This window comes from Streptosporangium saharense (assembly GCF_014203715.1).
Lineage (GTDB): Bacteria > Actinomycetota > Actinomycetes > Streptosporangiales > Streptosporangiaceae > Streptosporangium > Streptosporangium saharense.
Genome location: NZ_JACHJP010000010.1, coordinates 1 through 18,415 on the forward strand (window position 1 = coordinate 1; position 18,415 = coordinate 18,415).

At 71.2% G+C, this 18,415-nt stretch carries 17 protein-coding genes and 1 rRNA gene; 14 read left to right on the forward strand and 4 right to left on the reverse strand.

The annotated features are described in order from the left end of the window. Window positions 1-84 (forward strand): 5S ribosomal RNA (gene rrf / locus FHS44_RS32235); the annotation flags it as partial. Window positions 85-567: 483 nt separating this feature from the next. Here rrf and FHS44_RS32240 read toward each other — a convergent pair. Then, window positions 568-2,091 (reverse strand): hypothetical protein, encoded by a 1,524-nt coding sequence (locus FHS44_RS32240; protein WP_184721682.1) that lies wholly within the window; start codon window positions 2,089-2,091, stop codon window positions 568-570. Here FHS44_RS32240 and FHS44_RS32245 point away from each other — a divergent pair. Continuing rightward, window positions 2,035-3,081: a hypothetical protein gene (locus FHS44_RS32245; RefSeq protein ID WP_184721684.1), complete on the forward strand. Its 1,047-nt coding sequence runs from the start codon at window positions 2,035-2,037 to the stop codon at window positions 3,079-3,081. The genes FHS44_RS32240 and FHS44_RS32245 overlap by 57 nt on opposite strands. Window positions 3,082-3,132: 51 nt before the next feature. Here FHS44_RS32245 and FHS44_RS32250 read toward each other — a convergent pair whose 3' ends face one another. After that, complete coding sequence (locus FHS44_RS32250; protein ID WP_221461581.1) at window positions 3,133-4,008, reverse strand: MBL fold metallo-hydrolase; 876 nt, start codon at window positions 4,006-4,008, stop codon at window positions 3,133-3,135. 161 nt (window positions 4,009-4,169) lie between these two features. Between FHS44_RS32250 and FHS44_RS32255 the strand changes: the two genes are divergently transcribed. Continuing rightward, window positions 4,170-4,709: a single-stranded DNA-binding protein gene (locus tag FHS44_RS32255; protein WP_184721688.1), complete on the forward strand. Its 540-nt coding sequence runs from the start codon at window positions 4,170-4,172 to the stop codon at window positions 4,707-4,709. Window positions 4,710-4,746: 37 nt separating this feature from the next. On the opposite strand, the gene FHS44_RS32260 is transcribed toward FHS44_RS32255, so the two are convergent. Further along, window positions 4,747-6,096: a DUF1015 family protein gene (locus FHS44_RS32260; protein WP_246436452.1), complete on the reverse strand. Its 1,350-nt coding sequence runs from the start codon at window positions 6,094-6,096 to the stop codon at window positions 4,747-4,749. 117 nt (window positions 6,097-6,213) lie between these two features. Between FHS44_RS32260 and FHS44_RS32265 the strand changes: the two genes are divergently transcribed. Both FHS44_RS32265 and FHS44_RS32270 read left to right on the forward strand, forming a co-directional pair. Beyond that, on the forward strand, window positions 6,214-6,645 hold the full coding sequence (locus FHS44_RS32265) for a tetratricopeptide repeat protein (protein ID WP_184721692.1): 432 nt from the start codon (window positions 6,214-6,216) through the stop codon (window positions 6,643-6,645). 37 nt (window positions 6,646-6,682) lie between these two features. Beyond that, on the forward strand, window positions 6,683-7,702 hold the full coding sequence (locus FHS44_RS32270; RefSeq protein WP_184721694.1) for an HAD-IIA family hydrolase: 1,020 nt from the start codon (window positions 6,683-6,685) through the stop codon (window positions 7,700-7,702). 26 nt (window positions 7,703-7,728) lie between these two features. On the opposite strand, the gene FHS44_RS32275 is transcribed toward FHS44_RS32270, so the two are convergent. Then, complete coding sequence (locus FHS44_RS32275) at window positions 7,729-8,076, reverse strand: SCP2 sterol-binding domain-containing protein (RefSeq protein WP_184721695.1); 348 nt, start codon at window positions 8,074-8,076, stop codon at window positions 7,729-7,731. 394 nt (window positions 8,077-8,470) lie between these two features. On the opposite strand from FHS44_RS32275, the gene FHS44_RS32280 reads away from it, so the two are divergent. From FHS44_RS32280 to FHS44_RS32320, 9 genes are all read left to right on the forward strand, one after another. Beyond that, window positions 8,471-8,644: a hypothetical protein gene (locus tag FHS44_RS32280; protein ID WP_184721697.1), complete on the forward strand. Its 174-nt coding sequence runs from the start codon at window positions 8,471-8,473 to the stop codon at window positions 8,642-8,644. After that, window positions 8,641-9,459, forward strand: coding sequence for a TlyA family RNA methyltransferase (locus FHS44_RS32285; protein WP_184721699.1), 819 nt, complete (start codon window positions 8,641-8,643; stop codon window positions 9,457-9,459). The genes FHS44_RS32280 and FHS44_RS32285 overlap by 4 nt, the downstream gene beginning before the upstream one ends. 25 nt (window positions 9,460-9,484) lie before the next feature. Beyond that, window positions 9,485-10,390, forward strand: coding sequence for an NAD kinase (locus tag FHS44_RS32290; protein ID WP_184721701.1), 906 nt, complete (start codon window positions 9,485-9,487; stop codon window positions 10,388-10,390). A 90-nt stretch (window positions 10,391-10,480) separates the two neighbouring features. Beyond that, on the forward strand, window positions 10,481-12,193 hold the full coding sequence (recN, locus tag FHS44_RS32295) for a DNA repair protein RecN (protein ID WP_184721703.1): 1,713 nt from the start codon (window positions 10,481-10,483) through the stop codon (window positions 12,191-12,193). A 162-nt stretch (window positions 12,194-12,355) separates the two neighbouring features. Next, window positions 12,356-13,567 carry a putative cytokinetic ring protein SteA gene (steA, locus tag FHS44_RS32300; RefSeq protein ID WP_184721704.1) on the forward strand — a complete coding sequence of 404 codons (1,212 nt, stop codon included), beginning with the start codon at window positions 12,356-12,358 and terminating at the stop codon, window positions 13,565-13,567. After that, the gene (locus FHS44_RS32305) at window positions 13,564-14,529 is read left to right on the forward strand and encodes a copper transporter (RefSeq protein ID WP_184721706.1); all 966 of its coding nucleotides are present in this window, start codon (window positions 13,564-13,566) and stop codon (window positions 14,527-14,529) included. Before steA ends, FHS44_RS32305 begins: the two co-directional genes overlap by 4 nt. A gap of 5 nt (window positions 14,530-14,534) precedes the next feature. Beyond that, window positions 14,535-15,398, forward strand: coding sequence for a hypothetical protein (locus FHS44_RS32310; protein ID WP_184721708.1), 864 nt, complete (start codon window positions 14,535-14,537; stop codon window positions 15,396-15,398). Continuing rightward, window positions 15,398-17,074, forward strand: coding sequence for a murein biosynthesis integral membrane protein MurJ (gene murJ / locus FHS44_RS32315; RefSeq protein WP_184721710.1), 1,677 nt, complete (start codon window positions 15,398-15,400; stop codon window positions 17,072-17,074). Before FHS44_RS32310 ends, murJ begins: the two co-directional genes overlap by 1 nt. Then, window positions 17,067-18,179 (forward strand): glycosyltransferase family 4 protein, encoded by a 1,113-nt coding sequence (locus tag FHS44_RS32320; RefSeq protein WP_184721712.1) that lies wholly within the window; start codon window positions 17,067-17,069, stop codon window positions 18,177-18,179. The genes murJ and FHS44_RS32320 overlap by 8 nt, the downstream gene beginning before the upstream one ends. Window positions 18,180-18,415 lie beyond the last annotated feature (236 nt).

The following is an 18,415-nucleotide window of genomic DNA, read 5'->3' on the forward strand; positions in this document are numbered from 1 at the left end:
TACATTCCGAACCCGGAAGTTAAGCTCTTCAGCGCCGATGGTACTGCACCGGGGACGGTGTGGGAGAGTAGGTCGCCGCCGGACAATCTTTATAGAGGAGGGGAGAGAGTCGCCTGAGAAGGCTGATTCTCTCCCCTCCTTTTTTGTTTCTCCGCAAAGGAGAGGTCGCCCGTGGTGGCTCTTTTCTCTGCGATTCGAGGGGGCATCTGCCCCCTTTTTTTGGTTTCTGGGGCTGAACAGCCTTCAGAGGCAGGGAAATCCTCCGGCCGGAGGAACCGGGGGACGGGCACGGGGGCTGCGGGCCGTACGGGCTGGTGGGGGTTGGAATTGATCACTCTTGGATGCGACGACACAGGCCTACGGACTTTGAGCGGCTTGCTAGGCTGGTGATGCCGGGCCACCCCACCGAGGGTGGCCTTCGTTGCGCCAGACCACGGCATGAGACGGGCAGCGGTAGCGAACGGGACGCGTCCCGCGGCCGGAGACCGCCCGCACAGCGAATCGTCCCATTCATCGGAAGATGATGAAGATCGGGACGCGCTCGCCGAGTGAGCAGACGAAATGGAATCAGAAGTGAACAGTGACAACGGGCGTGACGGCGCGGGCCGGCGCGAAGAAGGCGAGAACCGCGGATCGGGCGGTCAGGGGGGCTACCGCGACAACCGCGGAGCCGGTGGCAGGGGACGTCCAGGGGACGGTCCTCGATATGGCGAGCGCCGCGAAGGGCGTTCGGGAGGTTCGTACGGCTCCCGCGACCGGGGAGACCGTCCCTCGTATGGTCGTGATGACCGTCCCGGTGGTGGTTACCGGGGTAACCAGGGTGGCGAGCGTCGTTCCTACGGTGATCGTGACCAGTCGCGTGGTTCGTACGGTTCGCGTGACAGGGATGACCGTGGGGGTCGTCCTCCGTTCAACCGTGACGACCGTCCCGGCGGTGGCTACCGGGGCAATCAGGGTGGCGGCGAGCGTCGTCCTTATAGTGACCGTGGTGAGCGTCCCTCCTACGGCGACCGCGACAACCGGGGCGGAGAACGTCGTCCCTACGGCGACCGCGACAACCGCGGTGGCGAACGCCGTCCCTATGGTGACCGTGACAACCGTGGTGGCGAACGCCGTCCTTACGGTGACCGTGACCAGTCTCGTGGTTCGCGTCCCGGTGGGGATCGTCCTTCCTATGGTCGTGATGACCGTCCCGGTGGGGGTTACCGGGGTAACCAGGGTGGCGAGCGTCGTTCTTACGGTGATCGTGATCAGTCTCGTGGTTCGTACGGTTCGCGTGACAGGGATGACCGTGGGGGTCGTCCTCCGTTCAACCGTGACGACCGTCCCGGTGGCGGTTACCGGGGCAACCAGGGCGGGGAACGTCGCCCCTATGGCGACCGTGGTGAGCGTCCCTCCTACGGCGACCGCGACAACCGGGGCGGAGAACGTCGCTCCTATGGCGATCGTGACCAGTCTCGTGGTTCGCGTCCCGGTGGGGATCGTCCTTCCTACGGTCGTGATGACCGTCCCGGTGGGGGTTACCGGGGCAACCAGGGTGGCGAGCGTCGTTCCTACGGGGATCGTGACCAGTCTCGCGGTCCGCGTCCCGGTGGGGGTCGTTCTCCGTTCAACCGTGACGACCGCCCCGGCGGTGGCTACCGGGGTAGCCAGGGTGGTGGCGAGCGTCGTCCTTACGGCGACCGCGGTGAGCGTCCCTCCTACGGCGACCGCGACAACCGGGGTGGCGAGCGTCCTTCCTACGGCGACCGCGACCAGTCCCGTGGTTCGTACGGCTCCCGCGACAGAGGCGACCGTCCCTCCTACGGTGGTCGTGACGACCGGGGCGGCGAGCGTCGTCCCTACGGCGACCGCGACCGTGCCAGGCCCTCCTATGACCGAGGCGACCGCGACCGCGACGGCGCGTTCCGTAGTGAGGGCGAGGGGTCCCGCACGCGCTACAGCAGGAACGACCGTGACGAGGCCCCGGCCAAGGAGCGCGAGGAGCTGCCTCCGCTCGCTCCCGACATCACCTCCGAGGAGCTCGACAAGGAGGTGAGGGAGGAGCTGAGCTCCCTTCCCGGGGACCTCGCGGAGCTGATCGCCCGTCACCTCGTGGCGGCGGAGCGGGCTCTCGGTGAGGACGAGGCCGAGCAGGCCTACGAGCACACGAAGGTGGCGCGTCGTTTCGCGGCTCGCATCGGCGTGGTCCGTGAGGCCGTCGGCATCGCCGCCTACCGGGCCGGGCACTTCGCGGAGGCGCTCAGCGACCTGCGCGCCGCCCGCCGTATGACGGGCTCCGACTCCTTCCTGCCGGTCATGGCGGACTGCGAGCGGGGCCTCGGCCGTCCCGAGCGGGCTCTGGACCTGGCCCGTTCGAAGGAGGCCGAGCGTCTCGACAGGGTGGGCAAGATCGAGCTGGCCATCGTGGAGTCCGGTGCCCGCCGTGACCTCCACCAGAAGGACGCCGCGGTCATCACCCTCCAGCGCCTGCCGGAGCTGCGTGACACGCGTCCGCAGCCCTGGTCGGCGAGGCTCGCCTTCGCCTACGCCGACGCGCTCGCCGACGCCGGGCACGAGGAGGCCGCCACCGAGTGGTTCGGCCGTGCCATGGCCTTCGACGAGGACGGTGAGACCGACGCGGCCGAGCGGTACGCGGAGCTGACCGGGACGATCATCGACGACATCGAGGACCTCGAAGGGGACGAGGAACTCGACGATGAGGCCGACCTCCCCGACCTTCCCGTGGGGGAGGACGAGGGCCTCGTCGTGGAGTCCATCGTGATCGACGACGATGCCGTCCTCAACGCGGAGATCGAGGCGGAGGACGACCTTCACGACCTCGAACCCGTCGGCGACCTCGCCGGTGGGGAGCCGCTCCTCGGCGACACCGAGCCCGACAGCGAGCCCGAGGCCGAGACTGAGACCGAAGGTAAGACCGAGGGTGAGACGGCGGACAAGGCGGGGGAGAGGGTCGAGCCCAGCGTCGGTCTCGCCTTCATCGAGCCCGACTTCGGTGACGCGCTCGACGACTCCTCGGCTGACGAGGACGACGAGGACGACGAGGACGACGTCGCCGCCAAGGACGAGAAGAAGAAGTGATCCGTGCCCGTCCCGGACGAGCCGTCCGCTCGCCCGGGACGGGACGTCGCTTTACGGCTGGGCGCGGTCCAGCCAGTGGAGGATCCCGGCGACGTTGGACGGAGCACCGCTGAGCAGCTCGAACTGCTCGGCTGTCGCGTCGTCGGCCTGCAGTGCCGCGTATCTCTCCCGGGTGCGGTCCCTGACCATCGCCACGGCGTGGTCCAGGTCCATGCCTGCGGAGTGAGCCTGGCGGGTCAGATCCACCCAGACCCGTAGCTCCTCGGCCGAACGCTCCAGGGTCGCCTGGACGTCGTCAACGGGTCCGTAGTGGCTGAACAGCAACCGCTGCGGACCCAACGCCTCGAACAGGGCGATCGAGTCCAGCGCGGTCCGCAGATCGAAGTCCGGTGGCGGCGTGGCCGGGCGCAGGTCCCCCGTCTGCGGCAGATAGACCCCGGCGGCGTCGCCGACATACAGGTCACCGGTCCCCGAGTCGATCAGTCCCACGTGGTGCTTGGCGTGGCCGGGGGAGTAGTGGCTGCTCAGCGTACGGCCGTTGCCGAGGTCGACGCTCCCCGTGTCGCCGAGCGCACGGATCCGTGCCGCCTCGGTGGGGGACATCTCGCCGAACAGAACATCCAGTTTGTCGCCCCACACCATTCTCGCGCTGGCCATCAGCCGGGAGGGGTCGGCGAGGTGCCTGGCGCCCTTCTCGTGGACCACGATCTCCGCCTCGGGATAGAACCCCGCGAGGTCCCCGACGCCACCGGCGTGGTCCAGATGGATGTGTGTCACCACGATCGTCGCGAGATCGCCGGGGCCGACGCCGAGGGAGGCGAGGGCGTCACGGACCACGGGAGCGGAGGTCGCGGTCCCTGTCTCCACCAGACAGGGGCGATCCCCCAGAATCAGGTATCCAGCCGTGATACCTGAATATCCCGCCATCCTTGTGTCGATCTCATAGACCTCTCCGCCGAGGGCGGTGATGTTGTCCACAGGCCACCTCAGAACTGGAAGGTTATCCCCAGAACGGCGTTCTAGTCGTTCCGGCACAGCTCACATCGTAAAGAGTGGTCCTCGGTCGGCAGAGATCGAAGGAGGACCCGATGGATCGCAACGAGGTCAGGCTCGTGGGCCGTCTGCCCGAGGCGGCGCGCATCCGCTCGCTGCAGAACGGCAGCACGCTCGGCACCTGGCGGATGATCGTACGGCGGCAGCGGCGTGGCCGGGGAAGCCAGGTGGACACCATTCCCTGCGCGTCGTTCGAGCACGAGGTCACCGTGACCGCGGCTGAATGGCTCGCCGACGACATGGTGGAGGTGGAGGGGGCGCTGCGCCGCCGCTGGTGGGGGAGTGAGGGAACGAAGTCCTCGGGTTACGAGGTCGAGGTCCGTTCGGCCCGGCGCCTCGGGCATCCGGACGCGCCCGTCGGCGGGCGGGAGGGCGAGACTCCCGATCCGACGCCGCCCGCCCCGGTGCGGGAACCGGCGGCGAAGGAGACGCCCGCCGACGTGACCGTTCTCGCGGGAGGCACCCGAGAGATCGCCTCGCCGGGAGACGGGGAACCGATCTCCTTCCCCGGTGCCAGGCGGGCGGGGCGGACCCATCGGCCGGCAGCGGGCATGAGCCGATCGGACGGCGGTTGACCAGGCCCCCTTACGAAGGCGGAGGTCGTGGGCACCCTCAGCCGAGGGACAGCACACGCAACACCAGTCCCGTGCGGGGCTTGGGGCCGAAGGAGGTCGACTTACGTGGCACCCGCTCCGCCTGGGCCGCGACCGCGAGCACGTCGTCAACCGTCAGCGGATTGAGCAGCACCGCCGTTCCCCCGGTCGCCCGCGCGAGCCGTACGGCTGCCGCGGGGTCGTGGTGCACGATGCGCACCGACTGCTCGCCGTCCCGCCTTCCCCAGAGCCTGGGCAGGACGAACTCCGCGAGGATGGCGGTGTTCAGCGCGCGCCACCGGGCGGAGTGATGGTCGGGCATCGCACTTTCGAGCCGCTCGGGGTCAGGGTCGGTGAGCAGATACGTGCTGTCCCCGTCCGACAGGAGGAAGGCGGGCTCTCCGGCCTGGGCCAGGGCCGTCAGTCCCTCGTCGAGGTCGGCGTGCTCACGCACTCTCCAGGCGCTTCCGGCTCGGTCCACGGCCTCCCGGAGCGGCAGATCCGGGACGACCCGGTGGATGGCTCGGAGGTTGGGCGGATAGGAGGTGGAGTCCACCAGAAGCGCGAGACCGAAGTCCCAGGGCCCCGGCTCCACCGGTCGATCCCGCGCGTCCCCGGCCTCCTGCTGGGGCAGGGCGTCCGGGAAGGTGGTGTCTGAGGAAGGTGAGGTGGGAGGGGCGGAGCCGGTGTGGTGCTCGCGCTGGAGGGCGAGATAGGTGGCGTAACGGTGATGGCCGTCCGCGATGAGGGCCTGACGGGAACGGAGGTCGGCGTTGATGTCGGAGAGCTCCTGAGGGTCGGTGACGGCCCACAGCCGATGCCTGACCTCGTCCTGGGTGTGTGCCTCGACCAGGGGTGGCCGGTTGGCGGCGATCCGGTCAACGAGACGGGTGGCGTCACCTCCCGCGCCCTCGTAGAGGAGGAAGATCGGCTCCAGGTTCGCCTCGGTCACCCGCATGAGGGCCAGCCGGTCGGCGACCGGGCCGGGCATCACGTCCTCGTGCGGCAGGATGACACGCTGCTCCGGCGTGGCCAGGCCGACGTCGCCGATGAGTCCGCGCTGCAGGATCCCAGGGCCCACCTGCTCGTAGACGTAGACGGCCGGTTTCTCGTCGGCGACCAGCACCCCGGAGGAGAGCCACGCGTCCAGGATCTGCCGTGCCTCGGCGTACCGGTGACGGTCGGCTCCGGGAAGGATGAGGCGGACCACGTTGTTGGGATGTGCGGTGAGCAGGTCCCGAACGCCGTTTTCCTCGATGAGATCGTAGGGGGGAGAGGTCACCTCCGCAGGGTTGTCAACCGCGAACCGTACGCCGCGGAACGGGTGCAGCACGAGCCCGTCATGTATCGGCAGTTCAGGATTCGCCATATAGGGCATGCTGCCATAAAGGCCTGAAACGTCCAGGGGTTGCCTCAATGGCGCGGCGCCTTGGTCCGTCAGGGATTCGGTCAGATCTGTCGTCTGTCGATGAAGGAGGCCTAACGCATGGTCCAAGGACGTAGCGGTCCGTCTGATTCCCCCAACCCCGAGACGGGCGCTCCGGTCGGGGACGTCTACGAATGGTTCCAACGAGGGATGAAACTGCTGGGCGAGGGCAGCCCGGCCGCGGCCGCCGCGCTGCTGGAACGTGCCGCGGGCGCCGAGCCCGAGTCGCGGAGCATCCGTGAGGCGCTCGCCCGTGCCCAGTTCAACTCCAGGCAGTACGCCGACGCCGCCGACAGCTTCCGATGGATCATCGACGCGAACCCCGCAGAGGACTACGCCTATTTCGGGCTCGGACTCGCCCTGTGGCGGACCGGAGACATGGAGGGGGCGCAGGAGCCCCTGGCCATCGCCGTCGCCATGCGCCCCGACCAGCGGCACTACGTGTCGGCCCTGAAGAGCGTCCGGGCGACGCTACGTGCCCGCCGGGCGTGATCTCCGCGGGTGACGGAGCGGGTGATGGAATGGGCAAGTGGACACGCAGACGCTGATCGACCCATATGACACTCTTCTCCTTGATCTCGATGGGGTGGTGTATCTCGGGCACGACGCCGTACCGGGAGCTCCCGAAGCGCTGCGCGAGGCGATGGAACACGGCGTACGGCTCGCGTACGTCACCAACAACGCCTCGCGCACTCCCGCCGCGATCGCCCAGCACCTGAGCGCGCTCGGCGCCCCCGCCACGCCCGGCGACGTGGTCACCTCCGCCCAGGCCGCCGCGAGGCTGGTGGCCGAGCGGGTCGAGCCAGGGGCCGCGGTGCTGGTCGTCGGCGGGATGGGACTGCGCAGCGCCGTACGCGCCCATGGGCTGCGCCCGGTCACCACCGCCCTGGAGAGCCCGGCGGCGGTGGTGCAGGGCATGGTCACCAGCCTCTCCTACGGTCTGCTGGCCGAGGGGGCGCTGGCCGTACGGCAGGGGGCGCTGTTCGTGGCCGCGAACGCCGACTCGACCATGCCCACGGGGCGCGGCGAGATCCCCGGCAACGGTGCGATGGTCCGGGTGATCGCCACGGCGACCGGGGTCGAGCCGATCGTCGCGGGCAAGCCTGAGCCGCCGCTGCACCGTGAGTCGATCCTGCGGACCGGCTCGAAGCGGCCCCTGGTGGTCGGTGACCGGCTCGACACCGACATCGAGGGGGCGACCAACGCGGGGGTCGACGGGCTGCTCGTGCTGACGGGCGTGGCTACCCCGCTGGACCTGCTGACGGCGCCGCCAGAGCACAGGCCCTCGTACGTCGCGGCGGACCTGTCGGCCCTGCACCTGCCCTACCCCGAGGTACGGCGGGCCGGGGAGGGCTGGACCTGCCGGGGGTGGAACGCCCGCTGGCAGGAGGGGCGACTCGGGCTGGAGGGGGAGGGGGACCCCGTGGACGGGCTCAGGGCGGCCTGCGCCGCGGCGTGGGAGGCGGCCGGTGAGGGACGGGCGGACGAGGACGCCGTGAAGGCCGTCCTCACCTCCCCGCTCTCCGGCCGGATGTCCTCAGCCGACTGAGGCTGCCCAAGCTCGGGGAACGTGGCTCACAGGAGCTTGCGCAGCCGCATCAGGTCGCCGAAGCTGGCGTCGATCTTGACACGGCCGCCGAACACCGCGCGTCCCATGTCGAGTTCGCCGTTGACCAGGGCGATCAGGTCGTCGCTGCCGATGGTCAGCTTCACGTTGGCGGTCCTGGCGTCGCCCGGGGGCAGGTCGTCGAAGGGGCCGAGGCCCCCGTGGTGGATACGGCCGTAGAAGGTGACCCCCAGGTCGCTGACGTGACAGCTGATGCTGCGGTCAACCACGTGCCTGGCACGGCTCTCCTTGTCGAGCTCGTCGAACTGCTCGCCGAGTTTGCGCAGTGCCACCCGGCACTCGTCGACGGTCGCCATCGCTTGGCGCTCCCTTCTGTCCGGGCGGCCCGAACTCCTTGTCCCTACGGACGGTAGCGTTCCACATCGTCGCGGCACGTGATCCGGTGCGCGCAGGAGGATTCCTGCCACGACGCCCCCGGCACGCTCCTGGACACGGTGTTCCTGGATGTCGTTCCTGGATGTCGTGAGGGTACGCGTGGGCGGCCGCCGGTTCCATCAGGGTGACAACGAGCGAGACACGTACAGTAGTTCGCGGACGGCCCATCCCGATCGGCGAGTGGCCGGTGCGAAACGCGGCGCGGCTTCCGATACGGTCAAGGCGTCACGGGGCGGCGCGATCGTCCGCGGCGTTCCCGTGCGACCGCCACACCGGCCGCCGCGCCGGTGGGGGACGGCTTTCGAAAGGGGGCGCATGACGGACCTTCCGGGGGAGACCGGCGAGGAGCGGGTCGACGTCGCGCTGGGCGCGCTCGCCCGGCTGGGCACGACGCCCGTCTCGGCGCACGCGGGCGTGTTCGAGGAGGTGTTCGCCGGGCTCGAACAGGCGCTCGCCGCGGCGGACGGCACCGCGGAACAGCCCCGGTGAGCCGTCGCACCCGCCTCGACAGCGAGCTGGTACGGCGCGGCCTTGCCAGATCCCGCGAACAGGCGTCCCAGCTCATCGAGGCCGGCAGGGTCACCGTCGGCGGCCAGGTCGCGGCCAAGCCCGCCACCCAGGTGGAGACCGCCTCCGCGATCGTGGTGGCCGAGGCCGTCGAGGGGCCCGACTACGTCTCGCGGGGAGCCCACAAGCTGCTCGGCGCCCTTGAGGCCTTCGGGCCACGGGGCCTGACCGTCACGGGGCGTCACTGCCTGGACGCCGGGGCCTCGACCGGGGGTTTCACCGACGTGCTGCTGCGCGGCGGCGCCGCGCACGTGCTGGCCGTCGACGTCGGCTACGGCCAGCTGGCCTGGTCGCTGCGGACCGACGAACGGGTCACGGTCATGGAACGGGTCAACGTCAGGGACCTGACCCCCGAGATGGTCGGTCAGCCGCCCACACTGATCGTCGGGGACCTGTCGTTCATCTCGCTGCGCCTGGTGCTGCCCGCCCTGGTCGCCTGCGCCGCGGAGCGGGCCGACTTCGCGATGCTGGTCAAGCCCCAGTTCGAGGTGGGCAGGGAGCGGGTCGGTGCGGGCGGGGTCGTCAGGGACCCGGTGCTGCGGGGCCAGGCCGTACAGGATGTGGCCGACAGCGCGCGGGCGCTCGGCCTGACCGTGCGGGGTGTCACCGCGAGCCCGTTGCCGGGCCCGTCGGGCAATGTCGAGTACGTCATCTGGCTGGGCAGGGGGGAAGGCCCGCCCCCGGTCGAGGACGTCGCGGCCGAGATCGGCCGCGCGGTCGCGGAAGGTCCCCAGTAGTGCCCGTCCTCCGGGAGAGTGGAACATGACTGCCAAGCGCACCGTGCTGGTCACCGCCCACACCGGGCGGGAGGCGGCCGTGGACAGCGCCCGCCTGGTGATCGGCAGACTGGTCGAGGCCGGGCTGACCGTCCGCGTCCTGCGGGCCGAGGCCGAGTCGATCGCGTGCTCGGGCGCCGAGGTGACGCCCGCGGGTGAGGCGGCGGTGCACGACGCCGAGATGATGATCGTCCTGGGCGGCGACGGCAGCCTGCTGCGGGCCGCGGAGCTCGCCCGTCCCGCCGGGGTGCCGCTGCTCGGCGTCAACCTCGGGCACGTCGGCTTCCTGGCCGAGGCGGAGGTCGAGAACCTCTCCGACGCCGTCGACTCCGTGGTGCGGGGCCGCTACGACGTCGAGGAGCGGATGACCATCGACGTCGCCGCGCGCCTCAACGGGCAGCTGCTGGCCGACACCTGGGCGCTCAACGAGGCCACAGTGGAGAAACGCGAGCGGATGCTCGAAGTGGTCGCCGAGATCGACGGAAGGCCGCTGTCGCGCTGGGGGTGCGACGGGGTCATCTGCGCCACGCCGACGGGCTCGACCGCCTATGCCTTCTCCGCGGGCGGCCCGGTGGTGTGGCCGGAGGTCGAGGCGATGCTGCTGGTGCCGATCAGCGCCCACGCGCTGTTCGCCAGGCCGCTGGTCGTCTCCCCGCGTTCGACGCTGGCCCTGGAGATCCAGCCCGCGACGGCGGGGGCGGTGCTGTGGTGCGACGGCCGCCGCCGCTTCGACCTGCCCGCGGGCGCGCGCGTCGAGGTCCGCCGAGCCGACCTTCCCGTACGGCTCGCGCGCCTGCACGGGATCGAGGACACCGGGGCACCCTTCACCGACAGGCTGGTCGCCAAGTTCGACCTTCCCGTCCAGGGATGGCGCGGCCGGACGCGAGCCTAGATCGTCCGGGCGGCGGACGCCCCGAACGCGTAGGATCGTGCCCGCGCACCGCACTGATGTTCGGTGAATTCGATGTGACGGGAGGGACCAGTGCGACCCAGGGTCGAGGAGGTCCGCATCCAAGGGCTCGGTGTGATCGACGAGGCCGTCCTGGTGCTCTCGCCGGGGTTCACCGTGCTCACAGGTGAGACGGGTGCGGGTAAGACCATGGTTGTGACCGGTCTCGGACTGCTGTTCGGAGGCAGGGCGGACCCCGCCCGCGTCCGTCCGGGGTCGGACAAGGCGACGGTCGAGGGCACCCTCGTGGTCGATCCGGCGGGGCGGGTCGCCCAGCAGGTGCAGGACGTGGGCGGCCAGGTCGAGGACGGCGAGCTGATCATCTCTCGCACCGTCTCCGCGGAGGGCCGCAGCAGGGCCTGGCTCGGCGGGCGGAGCGTGCCCGTCGGCACCCTCACCTACCTGGCCGAGGACCTGGTCGCCGTGCACGGCCAGATGGACCAGCAGCGCCTGCTGCAGCCGGGACGCCAGCGCGCGGCCCTCGACCGCTACGCGGGTGAGGAGCTGGTCAAGCCGCTGCGCTCCTACGAGCAGGCCTACAAACGGCACCGGCAGGTCACCGACCAGCTGGCCGAGCTCACCGCCAGGGCCAGGGAACGCGCCCAGGAGGCCGACCTGCTCAGGTTCGGGCTCCAGGAGGTCGAGCAGGCCGAACCCCGGCAGGGGGAGGAGACCGAGCTGCGCGAGGAGGAGGGGCGCCTCGCCCACGCCGACTCCCTCAGGAGCGCCGCCGAGACCGCGCACGTCGCGCTGCTGGGCGACCCGATGTCCGTCGAGGGGGAGATGCAGGACGCCGTCACCCTGGTCGGCCGGGCCCGCGCCGCCGTCGAGGCGGTCCGTGACTTCGACCCGGCGCTCGCCGGGATCGCCGACCGGCTCGCCGAGGCGGGCTACCTGATCTCGGACGTGGCCACCGAGCTCGCCGCCTACGCCGAGTCGGTCGAGGCAGATCCCGCACGGCTGGCGGCCGTGCAGGAACGCCAGGCCGTACTCAACCACCTGCTGCGCAAGTACGGCGAGGACACCGGTGTCGTGCTCGCCTGGGCCGAGCAGGCCGCCTCGCGGGTCGCCGAGCTCGAAGGCGACGACGAGCGGATCGGCGAGCTCACCCGCGAGCACGAGGAACTCACCCGCAGGCTGACCGACCTGGCCGCCGAGCTGACCCGCGTCAGGACGGTCGCGGCCGAACGGTTCGGGCAGGACGTCACCGAGGAGCTCACCGCGCTGGCCATGCCGCACGCCAGGGTGACCGTCGTCATCACCCCCGCGGCGGAGTTCGGCCCGCACGGGATCGACGAGGTCGAGCTGCGCATGGCCCCGCACCCCGCCTCGCCCGCGCTGCCGCTGAACAAGGGCGCCTCCGGCGGTGAGCTGAGCCGGGTCATGCTCGCCATCGAGGTCGTCTTCGCCGGTGCCGACCCCGTCCCGACGTTCGTCTTCGACGAGGTGGACGCCGGGGTCGGCGGCAAGGCCGCGGTGGAGATCGGCCGCAGGCTGGCACGTCTGGCACGCACCGCCCAGGTGATCGTCGTCACCCACCTGCCCCAGGTCGCCGCCTTCGCCGACCAGCACCTCGTGGTGGAGAAGGCGAGCGACGGCAGCGTGGTGCGCAGCGGCGTCGTCGCCCTTGACAGGGACGGCAGGGCGCGCGAACTCTCCCGGATGCTCGCCGGGCTTGAGGACTCCGAACTGGGCAGGGCGCACGCGCAGGAACTACTGTCGATCGCCGCCGCAGACAAGGCCTGACCCCGGCCTGAAGACCAGGTCACGGATGGTCGCGAGGTAGGAATAACGGGGGGTGTTTTGGATAGCTGGGGGCGAGGACCGCGTGGGGATCTTCAGTGACGAACCTGACACACCGTCAACCGCGTGGCTCGGCCGGTCTTTCCCTCTGGCAGGATGGTCGTGATGAAGGTGCCGACGGACGAGCTTCAGCGCAGGCTCAACGGTTACCTCCGCCGCAGGAAGGCCACGGACCTTCCCGGGGTGACGGCAGTGGCGAGAATCGATCGGCGGACCAAGAGGCTGACCAAGCGTCTCAAGGCCGGGGAAATCGCGATTATCGATCACGTTGACGTTGACCGGGTGAGCGCGGAGGCGCTTGTCGCGTGCGGTGCGGCGGCGGTGGTCAACGTCGCGGCGGGCATCAGCGGCCGCTACCCCAACCTGGGGCCGCAGATCCTCGTCGAGGCGGGGGTGACGTTCGTCGACAACGCCACCGCCGAGGTCTTCGACCGCGTCAAGGACGGCGACCTGGTCAGGGTGCACGACGGCGTCGTCTACCTCGACGACGAGGTGGTCGCCAAGGGCGACGTGCAGTCGACCGAGTCGATCGACGCGGCGATGGTCGAGGCCAGGGCCGGGCTGACCGTCCAGATCGAGGCGTTCGCCGCCAACACCATGGAGTACGTCAGGCGTGAGCGTGACCTGCTCATCGACGGTGTCGGCGTCCCCGACATCGCGACCGTCATGGAGGGCAGGCACGTCCTCATCGTGGTGCGCGGTTACCACTACAAGGAGGACATCGCCGTCCTGCGCCCCTACATCAGGGAGTACCGCCCGATCATGATCGGGGTGGACGGCGGCGCCGACGCCCTCCTGGAGGCCGGTTACGTGCCCGACATCATCGTCGGCGACTTCGACTCCGTCTCCACCAAGGCCCTGACCTGCGGCGCCGAACTGGTCGTGCACGCCTATCGCGACGGCAGGGCGCCCGGCCTCGAACGGGTGCAGCAGCTCGGCTGCAGCGCCGTGGTCTTCCCCGCCATCGGCACCAGCGAGGACATCGCCATGCTGCTCGCCGACGACAAGGGCGCCGACCTGATGGTCGCCGTCGGCACCCACGCGACGCTGGTGGAGTTCCTCGACAAGGGCCGCTCCGGCATGGCCAGCACCTTCCTCACCCGTCTGCGGGTCGGGGGCAAGCTCATCGACGCGAAGGGCGTCAGCCGGCTCTACCGCAGCCGGATCTCAACTCCGTCTCTGCTCCTGCTCGTCGCCACCACGCTGATCACCATGGGGCTGGCCATCATGGTCTCCCCGGTGGGCAAGATCTGGCTCGACAGCGTCCGCGACATCTGGAACGGCTTCATCTTCTGGCTGGTCGGACTCTTCTCGTGATTGATTTCCGCTATCACCTCGTCTCCATCGTCGCGATCTTCCTCGCGCTCTCCGTCGGCATCGTGCTGGGCACGACCCTGCTGAAGGAGCCCGCCATCGACACGGCGGAGACCCTGGCCAACCAGCTCAGGCTGAGTAACAACGAGCTGCGCGCCGAGCTGAAGACGGTGCAGGGGCAGAACGCCGCAAACGACGCGTTCGTCACGGCCGACACCCCCAAGCTCGTGCGTGACGCGCTCGCCGGTGAGCGCGTCGTCATCGTCGAGGCCCCCGGCAGCTCGGTGAGCCTGCGTGAGGCGGTGCAGCAGGTGCTCACCGCGTCCGGGGCGATCGTGAGCGGCCGGGTCACCCTGACCGACAAATACCTCGACGCCGCGCAGTCGGGCGTCATCGACAAGCTGGCCACCGACACCAAGCCGATCGAGATGGCCTTCACCGCGGAGGACACGCCCTACGACAAGGCTGCGACGGTGCTCGCCGGCGCGATCGTGACCGGCGACCCCGCGCAGGTCGGCAAGACGAACCCGGTCGCGGCCGGGGTCCTTGAGGCCTTCCAGCGCGGTGGCCTGATCAACGTCGCGGAGCAGCCCGCCAAGCGTGCCGACCTGGCCCTGCTGATCGGCCCGGCCGAGCCGTACGCCGGGGACACCGCCGTCGCGCAGTCGGCCGCGGTGGTCTCGATGGCCACGGCGCTCGACGAGGCGGGCCGGGGGACGGTGCTGGCCGGTCCGCCGAACAGCGGTGCCTCCGGTGGCGTCCTGGCCGCGCTGCGTGAGGACACCGTCGCCGCGGAGAAGGTCTCGACCGTCGACAACGTCGATATGCCTTCGGGCAGGGTCGTGGTGGTCTACGCTCTGCGGGAACAACTGTCAGGCTCTTCAGGCCAGTACGGCATGGGCCCCGGCGTCTCGGGCATCGAGCCCAGCGCGTCCCCCGCCCCCGAGCCCACCTCCGGAGGATGACCCCCATGGCTCGTCGCGCTCTTCTCGGCGCCCTGGCAGGCGCGCTCGCCGGAGCGGCCGCCGCCCGCCTGGCCTACACGGCCTTCAGCCGCAGGCCACCGGTCGGTGACACGGAGACCTGGGAGCGGACCAACCACAGGGGTGAGCAGATCACCCTGCTTGAGGGACCCGCCTTCGCCGCGGGTGCCGCCGCGGCCGCGACGGTGCTTCCCGGGCTGCCCGCGAGGACCCGCGCCGCCGTGCTGCTCGCCGTCACGGGCAGCGGCGCCCTGGGTGCCTACGACGACCTGTACGGCGCGACCGCCTCCAAGGGCTTCCGGGGGCATCTGAACGCCCTGGCCAAGGGGGAGGTCACCAGCGGCGCCGTGAAGCTGTTCGGCATCGGCGTGACGGGCCTGGCCGCCGCGGCCCTGACCGCCCGCCGTCCCGTGGACGTCGCGATCGACGGGGCGCTCGTCGCGGGCTCGGCCAACCTGGCGAACCTGTTCGACCTGCGGCCCGGGCGCGCGATCAAGGTGGGCCTGCTGGCCGGGATCCCCCTGCTGGCCGCCGGGGTGCGCCGGGACGACCCGGTCGCGGCGATCCTGGCCGCGCTGCCCGCCGGGGCGGCGCTGGCGCTGCTGCCCGAGGACCTGGGCGAGCGGGCCATGCTGGGCGACGCGGGGGCCAACGCCCTGGGCGCGCTCGTGGGCCTGGCGGCCACCGCCACCCTCGGCAGGCCCGGCCGTCTGGCCGTGCTTGGCACCGTGGTCGCGCTCACCGCCGCCTCTGAGCGGATCAGCTTCACCAGGGTCATCGCCGCCAACCCGGTGCTCAACCGCATCGACATGCTCGGCCGCCGTCCCGTGGAGCAGGCGCCCGCCGACTGATGACCAGGAAGATCGGGCAGGGGGTCGCGGGGGCGGCGCTCCTGATCGGGGTCGTGACCGTCGTGGCCCGGATGGTGGGATTCGGCCGCTATCTCGTCCAGTCCCAGACCGTCGGCAACCTCTGCCTGAGCACCGCCTACAACACCGCCAACTACGTCCCCAACATCGTTTTCGAGCTGGTCGCGGGCGGTGCGCTGGCCGGGACCGTGGTCCCGGTCCTGGCCGCGGCGGCATCGAGGTCCGGCACCGATCCCGAGGCGAGGGCCGAGGTCGGCAGGACCACCTCGGCGCTGCTGACCTGGGTGCTGCTGGTCCTGGTCCCGCTGACCCTGCTCATCGCCGCCTTCGCGGGGCCCGTCGTCACCCTGCTGGTCGGCGACGTCGGCGACTGCGACGTGCGGCAGGTCATCGGGGTCGGTACGGACATGCTCGTCGTCTTCGCTCCCCGGATGATCTTCTTCGGGCTCGCGGTCATCCTCTACGGTGTGCTCCAGGCCCACCGGCGCTTCATGGGCCCCGCCCTGGCGCCGCTGGTGTCCAGTCTGCTGATCGTCGGTTCCTACCTGGTCTTCCAGCCGCTCGCGGGCGAGGCCGCCCACGACCTGTCCGCCCTCACCACGGCGGGGCAGCTGACGCTCTCCCTCGGCGCGACCGTCGCCGCGGCGGCGATGGTCGTCACGGTGATCGGTCCCGTCGCCCGGCTGCGGTTACGGCTGCGGCCCTCGCTGTCCTTCCCGCCCGGCGTCGCCGCCCGTGCCCGGCAGCTCGCGACGGCGGGCGTCGCGGTCCTCGTGGCGCAGCAGATGACGCTGACCGTGGTGGTCCGCCTGGCCAACGACCTGGGCGGGGCCGGGGCGACGGGCGTCTACACCTACGCCTGGGCGCTGTACCAGCTTCCCTTCGCGGTCCTCGTGGTGCCGGTGGCGACCAGTTCGTTCCCGGTGCTCGCCACCAGGGCGGGCGACGGCGACCGTGCGGGGTTCGACGACCTCACCGCCTCGACCACCCGGGTCGTGCTGCTGGTCACGGGGCTGGCGGCCGGGGTGATGGCCGCGGTCGCCGTACCCGTGTCCAGGGTGTTCCTGCAGGGCACCCCGGGCGGCGACCCGGCGGAGATGGCGCGGGCGGTCGTGCTGTTCGCGCCTGGCCTGGCGGGATACGCGCTGATGTTCCACCTCGCCCGGGTCCTGTACGCCTGCGGCAGGGGCAGGTCCGCCGCGGTTGCCTCCGTCGTGGGATGGACGGTCGCGCTGGTGGCGCAGATCCTGCTGGCCAGGGCCGCGACCGAGCGGACCGACGTGGTCGGCGACCTGGCGCTCGGCAGCACCCTCGGCATGACCGCGGGCGGGATCCTGCTGGTGCTCGCCGTACTGAGGGCCAGGGGGACGGCGGCGCTGCGCGGGGCCTGGCGGGGCCTGCTGGCCGCAGTCGCCGGTGGCGGGGCGGCCTACGCTGTGGGCCTGGCGGTCGTCACGGCCTTCGAGGACGTCTCCAAGTGGATGTGCGTCCCGGTCGGGCTGGGGGCCGCGGTGGCGGGTTCGGTGGCGTTCGCGGCGGTGGCCGCGGTGATCGACAGACCGGACGCCCGGATGCTGCTGGCGCGCTTCAGACGGGCCTCCGCCGAGAGCCCCCAGGAAGCTCGGACCTTTCGGGAAGGGAGCGGTGCCGATGACTGATCCGGCGACGCCCGCGTCGCGGATCGCGCTGGTGCTGGGTACCAGCACGGGCGGGGTGGGGCGGCACGTGGCCATGCTGGCCGAGGGCCTGACCCGCGAGGGGAGCAGGGTGGTCGTCGCGGGGCCGCCGGGCACCGGGGAGGACTTCGCCTTCGGGCGGCTCGGCGCGGTCTTCCTGCCCGTGCCCATCTCCGACAGGCCACGCCCGCTGAACGACCTGCGGGCCGTACGGGCGCTCAGGGGGCTGCGGGGGGCCGACGTCGTGCACGCGCACGGGCTGCGGGCCGGGGCACTGGCCGCGCTCGCCCTCGCCGGGACCGGGACCGGCCTGGTGGTGACCCTGCACAACGCCGCGACGGCGGGCGGCGCGGTCGGCGCGGTGTACGCCCTGCTCGAACGGATCGTCGCCCGCCTGGCGGACCGGATCCTGGTGGTCTCCCCGGACCTGGGCGAGCGGATGACGCGGCTGGGCGCCCGGCACGTCGAGGCCGCCGTCGTCCCGGCGCCCGCCCTGACCCCCTCTGGGCGCCCGGCCGGGGACGTCAGGGCGGAACTGGGCGTCGGCGGGAGCCCCGTCCTGCTGACGGTCGCCAGGCTCGCCCAGCAGAAGGGACTGGAGACCCTCCTGGACGCCGCCGCGGCCTTCACCGGGACGGGATCGGTGTTCCTGGTCGCCGGGGACGGGCCGCTGCGCGGGCCGCTTGAGGAGCGCATCGCCAGGGAGGGGCTGCCCGTGCGGCTGCTCGGCAACAGGAACGACGTCGGGGACCTGCTCACGGTCGCCGAGGCCCTGGTGGTGCCCAGCCGCTGGGAGGGACAGCCACTCGTGGTGCAGGAGGCCCTGCGGGCGGGCAGACCGGTGGTCGCCACCGCGGTCGGCGGAATCCCGGCGATGACCGGGGACGCCGGGCTGCTGGTGCCGTACGGCGACGCGGGAGCGCTGCGCGGGGCGGTCGGGAGGCTGCTCACCGACAGGGACCTGGCCGAGACCCTGCGGCGGGCAGCTGTACGGCGGGGCGGAGAGTTGCCCGGGGCGTCTGAGGCGGTTGGGGCGGTCCTGGAGGTCTATGCCGATCTACGGGCGGATCGGGGAAGGATTACCTGAAGGATCCCATGGCAGGCGGCGATCTGGCGTGGGAACATCCTTGTGGAGCCCGCCGCCGAATTGGGCACCGCCAAGCCCGGCACCTATACTGGTTTGGTTAGGGGGGGAGTATCCCTTCGTGACAGTCTCGTCATCACGGTGTTGCCTCACTCCACGAGGCCCCCGGGGCTGTCGGTCCGTGTTCGGTTACACACGGGCGGGAGAGACCTCCGGCTGTCAGTCATGCGCGCCGCCGG

Excerpts from the sequence above, each read along its gene's own strand:
- FHS44_RS32250 (WP_221461581.1), bottom strand. The coding sequence starts at position 4,008 with ATGGCGGGATATTCAGGTATCACGGCTGGATACCTGATTCTGGGGGAT.
- FHS44_RS32255 (WP_184721688.1), top strand. The coding sequence starts at position 4,170 with ATGGATCGCAACGAGGTCAGGCTCGTGGGCCGTCTGCCCGAGGCGGCG.
- FHS44_RS32260 (WP_246436452.1), bottom strand. The coding sequence starts at position 6,096 with ATGGCGAATCCTGAACTGCCGATACATGACGGGCTCGTGCTGCACCCG.
- FHS44_RS32265 (WP_184721692.1), top strand. The coding sequence starts at position 6,214 with ATGGTCCAAGGACGTAGCGGTCCGTCTGATTCCCCCAACCCCGAGACG.
- FHS44_RS32275 (WP_184721695.1), bottom strand. The coding sequence starts at position 8,076 with ATGGCGACCGTCGACGAGTGCCGGGTGGCACTGCGCAAACTCGGCGAG.
- FHS44_RS32280 (WP_184721697.1), top strand. The coding sequence starts at position 8,471 with ATGACGGACCTTCCGGGGGAGACCGGCGAGGAGCGGGTCGACGTCGCG.
- FHS44_RS32290 (WP_184721701.1), top strand. The coding sequence starts at position 9,485 with ATGACTGCCAAGCGCACCGTGCTGGTCACCGCCCACACCGGGCGGGAG.
- steA (WP_184721704.1), top strand. The coding sequence starts at position 12,356 with ATGAAGGTGCCGACGGACGAGCTTCAGCGCAGGCTCAACGGTTACCTC.
- FHS44_RS32310 (WP_184721708.1), top strand. The coding sequence starts at position 14,535 with ATGGCTCGTCGCGCTCTTCTCGGCGCCCTGGCAGGCGCGCTCGCCGGA.
- murJ (WP_184721710.1), top strand. The coding sequence starts at position 15,398 with ATGACCAGGAAGATCGGGCAGGGGGTCGCGGGGGCGGCGCTCCTGATC.
- FHS44_RS32320 (WP_184721712.1), top strand. The coding sequence starts at position 17,067 with ATGACTGATCCGGCGACGCCCGCGTCGCGGATCGCGCTGGTGCTGGGT.